Here is a 6,323-nt window from a genome sequence, read left to right as displayed (position 1 = left end):
CTGCTGGCTGCTCTATTTCCTGTTCGTGACCGGGACCCTCGGCTACTTCGACACCGAGATCTTCACCCTGGGGCTCTTCTGGATGCCGTTCATCGTCCTGGGCGGCTACGGATTCGACACCGAGCGCATCGCCCGCCTGCCGGAGCAGGCATTCGGGCAACAGGTCGTCGTGCGATCCGGGACGGCGGCGCCGCTCGTGCCGCTCGAACCGCTGGCCCGCCACGCCGCCGCCGCTTGGGGCGAGGATCGGATCGCGTTCATCCGGGTGGAGATGCCGGGCGACGCCAACAGCGTCGTCACCGTCCAGCGCACGGCCGGCGGCAGCGTGATTGGCGACGCAATGAACTTCGACGGCGCCACGGGCGAGTACATCGGTACGACGTCCGGCGTGCCGAACGCCGCGCTCGGCTTCGCCGGCGCCATGATCGGCCTGCACGAAGGCCTGTTCGCGTCGCCGTTCCTCCGCTGGCTCTACTTCCTGTCGGGGTTGCTGGGCAGCGCGATGATCGCCACCCGGAGCGATCTGCTGGGTGCAGAAACGCAAGCCGAAGACGGAAGAAGCCGACCCGGGGCTGGGTTATCGATTCGTCGAGCGGATGAACGTGGCGACCATCGTCGGGCTGCCGGCGGCGGTCGGCGTGTACTTCTGGGCCAATCGCCTGCTGCCCGTCGAGCTGGCCGGGCGCGCCGACCGGGAGGTGCACTGCATGTTCCTGGCCTGGCTGGGATGTTTCGTGCACGCGGTGGCGCGTCCGATTGAGCGGGCCTGGCCGGAGCAGTGCTGGTTCGTGGCCGCGGTGTTTCTGGGATTGCCGGTGGTCAACTGGCTCACCACGAACCTGCACCTGGGCGTGACCCTGCTCGCGGGGAACTGGGCCCTGGCCGGTGTCGATCTGACAGCGATCGCGACGGGGGTCGTGGCCGTGCTGGTGGCGATCGCCCTCGGCGCCCGCCAGGCGGGTCGGACCGCGTCCCACAGAGCGACCCCGATGGTCGAGGCCAGTGTGGGGCGGTAGATGACGCTGGTGCTCGCGCTGGTGCTCGCCCCCGTCGCCACGGCGGCCTTGTGCGTGGCCATGCGACGGCACCAGCGTCTGTTGTTCTCCACCGAGTTGTCCGTCGGCGGGAAGCGGGGCCTGCAGTCGGCAGGCTACGCCGGGCTCGCGTTGGCTGCGTTCCTGTTCGCGCGTGCGATGGGTACGCTGGTCGGCCTCACCCTCTTCACGGGCTGGTTCACGGTCTGCATGATTGGAACGGCGCTGACCGCCACGTGGCTGCAGGAACACCAGGAAGAATCGGACGGAAGCCTGAACCGCAAACCCAAAGCTTCGGGAGTCCCGCAATGAACATCGCCACAGTTCGGAACACGTTCGCCCTGCTGCTGCCCGTGCTCCTGGCCGGCCTGACCGGATCCGCGGCTGCGCAGGAAACCGACGCGCCGGCGCCGCAGGAGGTCTGGTTCGGCGAGAACATCGCGGTGACCTACGCGGCGCGGATCGAGGGCGACTGGCTGGTCGTCGAGGTGCAGCACGAGTCGGGCTGGCACACCTACGCGATGGACAACGTCGAGCGCGCCCGGGAGGCGACGGGGAGGGACCGGCCCGATACCGAGCTTCCCACCCGGATTACGCCGTCACCCGAGCTGGTGTTGGCGTCTCCCTGGCGGCAGACGGTCCCGACCGACCTGTCGCAGCCCGACATCCGCTGGTACACGTGGGGCTTCGAGGACCGCTCGTTCTTCGCCGCGCCCGTCGAGCGCGCGGACCCCGGCGGCTGGGTCCAGGTGGATGCGCAGGCCTGCACCGACCGGTTGTGCGCGATGGTCGATGCCCTTCCCGTTCCCGTCACGCGGAGCGGCGAGCGCTCGATCGATCCGGAGACCCTGGCCGTGGTGGGCGAACCCGGCGGCGCGCAGGCGGCGGACGCGCCTCGGCAGCAGCTCGCGGCGTTCGGGGACTGGTTTCAGTGGTCCATGGAAGTCACGAGGACGGCTGAAGGTCGGGCCAGGCTCGAAGCGCCGCTGGCGCCCCTCATGCTGCCGTCTTGCGATACGCCTCGGACGGAAGTGTCCGAATGACGGACATGATCAGTCGGTCGGACCAGGACCTTGGCACAGCTTCCACATCGACCAATGCCGGCGACTAGTTCCTCCCCCGCGGACCGTTCGCCATCGCCGGACACCGTTGACCTGTCCGGCGTGCCGGAAACGGCGCTCTGGACGCTGTGGAACCGCGCGATGGACATGCCGCGCGCCGACCGTTTGGTGGACGACCCGCTCGCGGTCGAGCTCGTGGAACGCATCGACTACGACTTCCCCGGCCACTTCGGCCGGCCGACCGCGTTTCATCCCATTCGAGCCCGCGTTGGCGACGACCTCATTCGCGACTACCTGTCCCGGACACCGGAAGAGCCGGTCGTCGTCGGGCTCGGCGAAGGACTGGACAGCCAGCTCTGGCGCGTGGACGACAATCGCGTGCGCTGGATCACCGTGGACCTGCCGGAGCTGATCCGGGTGCGACAACGACTCCTGCCCTCCCATCCGCGTGCTGCGCACGTGGCCGGGTCGGTGCTCGAACCGACGTGGATGGACGCCGTCCCCGCCGGCGCGCGACCCTTCATCACGGCCGCCGGGCTGTTGATGTACTTCACCGAGGACGAGGTGCGCGCCCTGCTCGCCCGCATCGCCGAGCGCTTTCGCGGCGCGGAGATCTTCTTCGACACGATCCCGCCTATCGCTTCCCGGCGTACGGCGAACGGGATGAAAGTCACCGCACGCTACACGGCGCCGCCGATGCCCTGGGGCATAACGGTCGATGATCTGCCCGGCTTCCTGCGGTCGATTCCGAACCTCGAGCCGGTCACGGTGCAGACCTACGCCGATCCCTTCCCGCACCGCATCCGCCTCTATTGGCTCCTGTCCTTCATCCGGCCGATCCGCCGCGCGTTCGCCGGCGGCCTGGCCCACGCGCGCGTCTCGCTTTCCTGATACGCGCTCCCGGGCGTCTCCTGTCGTTCCCTGTTGCGCCGGCACCGTCCAATGCTCAGGACGCCGAGGCCGCGGTCCCTGCGGTTGCCGCCGCGTCGGCATCGATCGCCTCCGGCGGCTCGGCTGGCTCCTCCGATCCGAACAGCCGCCGCAGCGTGCGCTGCACGTCGTCGAGGATCAGGTACGAGACCGGCACCAGGATCAGCGTGATGAAGGTGGCGAAGATGACGCCGAAGGCCAGCGAGACCGCCATCGGCACGAGGAACGCCGCCTGCATGCTGCGCTCCAGCATCAACGGTACGAGGCCGAAGAACGTCGTCAGCGACGTCAGCAGGATCGGACGGAAGCGGTTGCTGCCCGCCTCGCGGATGGCGAGTTGCAGCCCGGCGGACTCGAACTGGTGGCGGTCGGCCGGACGCCCGCCTGCCTGACGGATGGTGCGGCCCAGGTCCGCATGGACGCTCCGCGCGCGGTTGATGAAGTCGACCATCACCAGGCTGTCGTTGACGACGACCCCGGTCAGTGCGATCAGGCCGAACATCGACATCATCGTCACGTCTAGCCCCATGACCATGTGGCCCCAGATGGCGCCCACCAGGCCGAACGGGATGGCCGCCATGATGATGAGCGGTTGCACGTACGAGCGCAGCGGGACGGCGAGCAGGGCGAAGATCATCAGCAGGGCGAGGATGAACCCGCGTTGCAGGCCGCCGACGGTCTCCGTCTGCTCGGCCTGGGCGCCCTCGAAGGTGTAGAACACCCCCGGGTAGCCGGCGAGCACCTCCGGCAGGATCCGGCTCTCGACGTCGGCGATGACCGCGGCGACCGACGTGATCGCGGGGTCCACCGCGGCGGTGACGTTGACCGCGCGGTTGCGGTTGACCCGCCGGATGGATGCGAAGCCGCGCCCCGGCTCCACCTCGGCCACCTGGCTGAAGGGCACCTCGCCGCCGTTCGGCGTCCGGATGCGCATGTTCTCCAGGTCGCCGAGCGAGCGGCGGTCGTCCTGCGGGTAGCGCACCATGACGCGGATATCGTCGCGCCCGCGCTGGATGCGCTGGGCCTCCTCGCCGTAGAACGCCTGGCGGACCTGGCGGCCGAGGTCCTGCAGGGTCAGACCGAGGGTCTCGGCGGCCGGCTTGATGCCGAGCTGCATTTCCTCCTTGCCGGCGCGGAAGGAATCGGAGATGTCGTAGAGGCCGGCGTACTCCGCCAGACGTACCTTGAGCTCGTCGGCGGCGGCCCGCAGCCGGTCGAGGTCCGGCCCGGCGAGCTGCACGTCGACGTCGTCGCCGGGATCCATGATCGACATCGAGAAACCGACCTCGACCGCCTCCGGAATCGGACCGGTGGCCTCGCGCCACAGGTTGCCGAGTTGCTCGCTGGTGAGGTTGCGCGTCTCCGCCGGCAGCAGCTCGACCGTCACCTCGCCGACGTTGGAGCCGGCCGGGCTCTCGATCGGACCCGACGGCACGTCGCCGGCCCCGGCCATGGGCTGGTCGCCGATCGCGGCCGAGACGTGCCGGAAGTAGTCGATGCCCGTCTCCTGCAGCAATCGCGCGCGAACTCGGGCGGCGCCGTCCTCGAGCCTGGCGATGGCCCGCGATGTCGCCTCGACCGGCGTGCCCTGCGGCATGGTCACCGACGCCGACATGAAATCGGCTTCGATGGACGGGAAGAACTGGAAGTTGACCATGCCCCCGAGCACCATCCCGCCGGTCAGGATGAGGGTGGAGAGACCGACCGCCACCGTCACGTACCGCCACTGCAGCGCGGTTTCGAGAAGCGGCGTGTAGATGCTCCGCACGAAACGCTTCAGGCCGTTGGAGAAGAAGCTCTGGAAGCGGCGCCACCGGCCTGGCCGGCCGCGCCGCGGGATGTGCGACAGGTGGGCGGGCAGGATGCCGAGCGATTCGACCAGGGAGAAGAGCAGGCACGGGATGACGACGAACGGAATGACCCGGAAGATCTTGCCCATCATGCCGGGCACGAACATCATCGGCATGAACGCGGCCACCGTGGTCAGGACGGCGAAGGTGACCGGTTTGGCGATCTCTCGCGCGCCCTCGATGGCCCCGCGCAGCCCCTCGCCGTGCTCCTCCTGGTGCCGGTAGATGTTCTCGCCGACGATGATCGCGTCGTCGACCACGATCCCGAGCACCAGGGTGAAGGCGAACAGCGAGATGACGTTGGCCGACACGTCGAGCGACGGCATCATCGCGATGGCGCCGAGGAAAGAGATGGGGATGCCGAGGCTGACCCAGAAAGCCAGCCGCAGCTCCAGGAACAGCGTCAGCACGATGAAGACGAGCACGAACCCGCTGGCGCCGGTGCGCAGCATCAGGCTCAGGCGGTCGTTCAGCACCTCCGCCTCGTTCAGCCAGACCGTCATCGAGACGCCTTCCGGCAGCCGTGGCCGCGTGCGTTCCACGTAGCTCTCGAGCGCGGCGGAGATGTCGAGCGCGCTCTGCTCGCCGGTGCGGAACACCGACACCAGAACCGTCGGCTGTTGATCGAACCGGGCCTGCTGGTCGGTCTCGGCGAAGCCGTCGACGACCGTCGCCACGTCGCCCAGCCGCAGTCGGCTGCCGTCGGCCCGCGTCCAGAGCACGAGGTTCTCGTACTCGTGGCCGCGGTAGGCCTGCCCGATGGTGCGCAGCAGGATCTCGCCGCCGTCGGTGCGGACCGACCCGCCGGGCAGATCCAGCGAGGACCGCCGCACCGCGTCGGCGACCTGGTCGAAAGTCATTCCGTGCCGCCGCAAGGCCACCTCGGAGACCTCGATGGAGATCTCGTAGGGCGGCGCGCTGACCACGTCGACCTGCGTGATCTCCGGCATCGCGGTGAGCTCGTCGCGCACGCCCTCGGCGAGCGCCTTCAGCGCGAAGATGTCGGTGGGCCCGGAGATGGAGATGTCGGTGACCCGGCTGCGGGCGATCATCTCCCGGATGATGGGCTTCTCGGTTTCGATGGGAAACGTCGTGATGGCGTCGACGTTGTTCTTGACCTCGTCCACCACCCGGCGCGGATCGGCGCCGAGCTCGAGCTCGACCATGACCGAGGCGCTGCCCTCGGATGCGGTGGACTGGATCTCCTTGATGCCGTCGATGCCCTGAATCGCCTCCTCGATGCGGATGACGACCCCTTCCTCGACCTCCGCCGGCGCCGCGCCGAGGTAAGGCACCTGGATGCTGATCCAGTCGAGCTCGAGCTCGGGCATCACCTCTTCGCGGACCGTGGTCGTGGCAATGAGGCCGCTCACGATGATGAAGACCATCATCAGGTTCGCGGCCACCGGATTCCGGGCAAACCAGGAGATGCCGCCGTTGTTCATGAC

General features: G+C 68.7%; 5 protein-coding genes. 4 read left to right on the top strand and 1 reads right to left on the bottom strand.

From position 1 onward, the window contains the following. The first annotated feature begins 25 nt into the window (after positions 1 to 25). From F4X11_21425 to F4X11_21410, 4 genes are all read left to right on the top strand, one after another. A complete protein-coding gene (locus F4X11_21425; GenBank protein MYN67554.1) occupies positions 26 to 760 on the top strand; it encodes a PepSY domain-containing protein in 735 nt (244 codons plus the stop codon). 256 nt (positions 761 to 1,016) lie between these two features. Then, entirely contained in the window at positions 1,017 to 1,346 is a 330-nt protein-coding gene (locus tag F4X11_21420) for a DUF3325 domain-containing protein (GenBank protein ID MYN67553.1), read from the top strand. After that, on the top strand, positions 1,343 to 2,077 hold the full coding sequence (locus tag F4X11_21415; GenBank protein ID MYN67552.1) for a hypothetical protein: 735 nt from the start codon (positions 1,343 to 1,345) through the stop codon (positions 2,075 to 2,077). Before F4X11_21420 ends, F4X11_21415 begins: the two co-directional genes overlap by 4 nt. A 54-nt stretch (positions 2,078 to 2,131) precedes the next feature. Further along, complete coding sequence (locus tag F4X11_21410; protein MYN67551.1) at positions 2,132 to 2,986, top strand: class I SAM-dependent methyltransferase; 855 nt, start codon at positions 2,132 to 2,134, stop codon at positions 2,984 to 2,986. A gap of 55 nt (positions 2,987 to 3,041) precedes the next feature. On the opposite strand, the gene F4X11_21405 is transcribed toward F4X11_21410, so the two are convergent. Beyond that, positions 3,042 to 6,320, bottom strand: coding sequence for an efflux RND transporter permease subunit (locus tag F4X11_21405; protein MYN67550.1), 3,279 nt, complete (start codon positions 6,318 to 6,320; stop codon positions 3,042 to 3,044). Between the last annotated feature and the right edge of the window lie 3 nt (positions 6,321 to 6,323).

The organism is Acidobacteriota bacterium (assembly GCA_009861545.1).
Lineage (GTDB): Bacteria > Acidobacteriota > Vicinamibacteria > Vicinamibacterales > UBA8438 > WTFV01.
This window is presented reverse-complemented; position numbering and strand designations above follow the sequence as displayed.

Bases quoted from the DNA above. Each gene is read 5' to 3' on its own strand.
- F4X11_21420 (MYN67553.1), top strand. From the start codon at position 1,017: ATGACGCTGGTGCTCGCGCTGGTGCTCGCCCCCGTCGCCACGGCGGCC.
- F4X11_21415 (MYN67552.1), top strand. From the start codon at position 1,343: ATGAACATCGCCACAGTTCGGAACACGTTCGCCCTGCTGCTGCCCGTG.
- F4X11_21410 (MYN67551.1), top strand. From the start codon at position 2,132: ATGCCGGCGACTAGTTCCTCCCCCGCGGACCGTTCGCCATCGCCGGAC.
- F4X11_21405 (MYN67550.1), bottom strand. From the start codon at position 6,320: ATGAACAACGGCGGCATCTCCTGGTTTGCCCGGAATCCGGTGGCCGCG.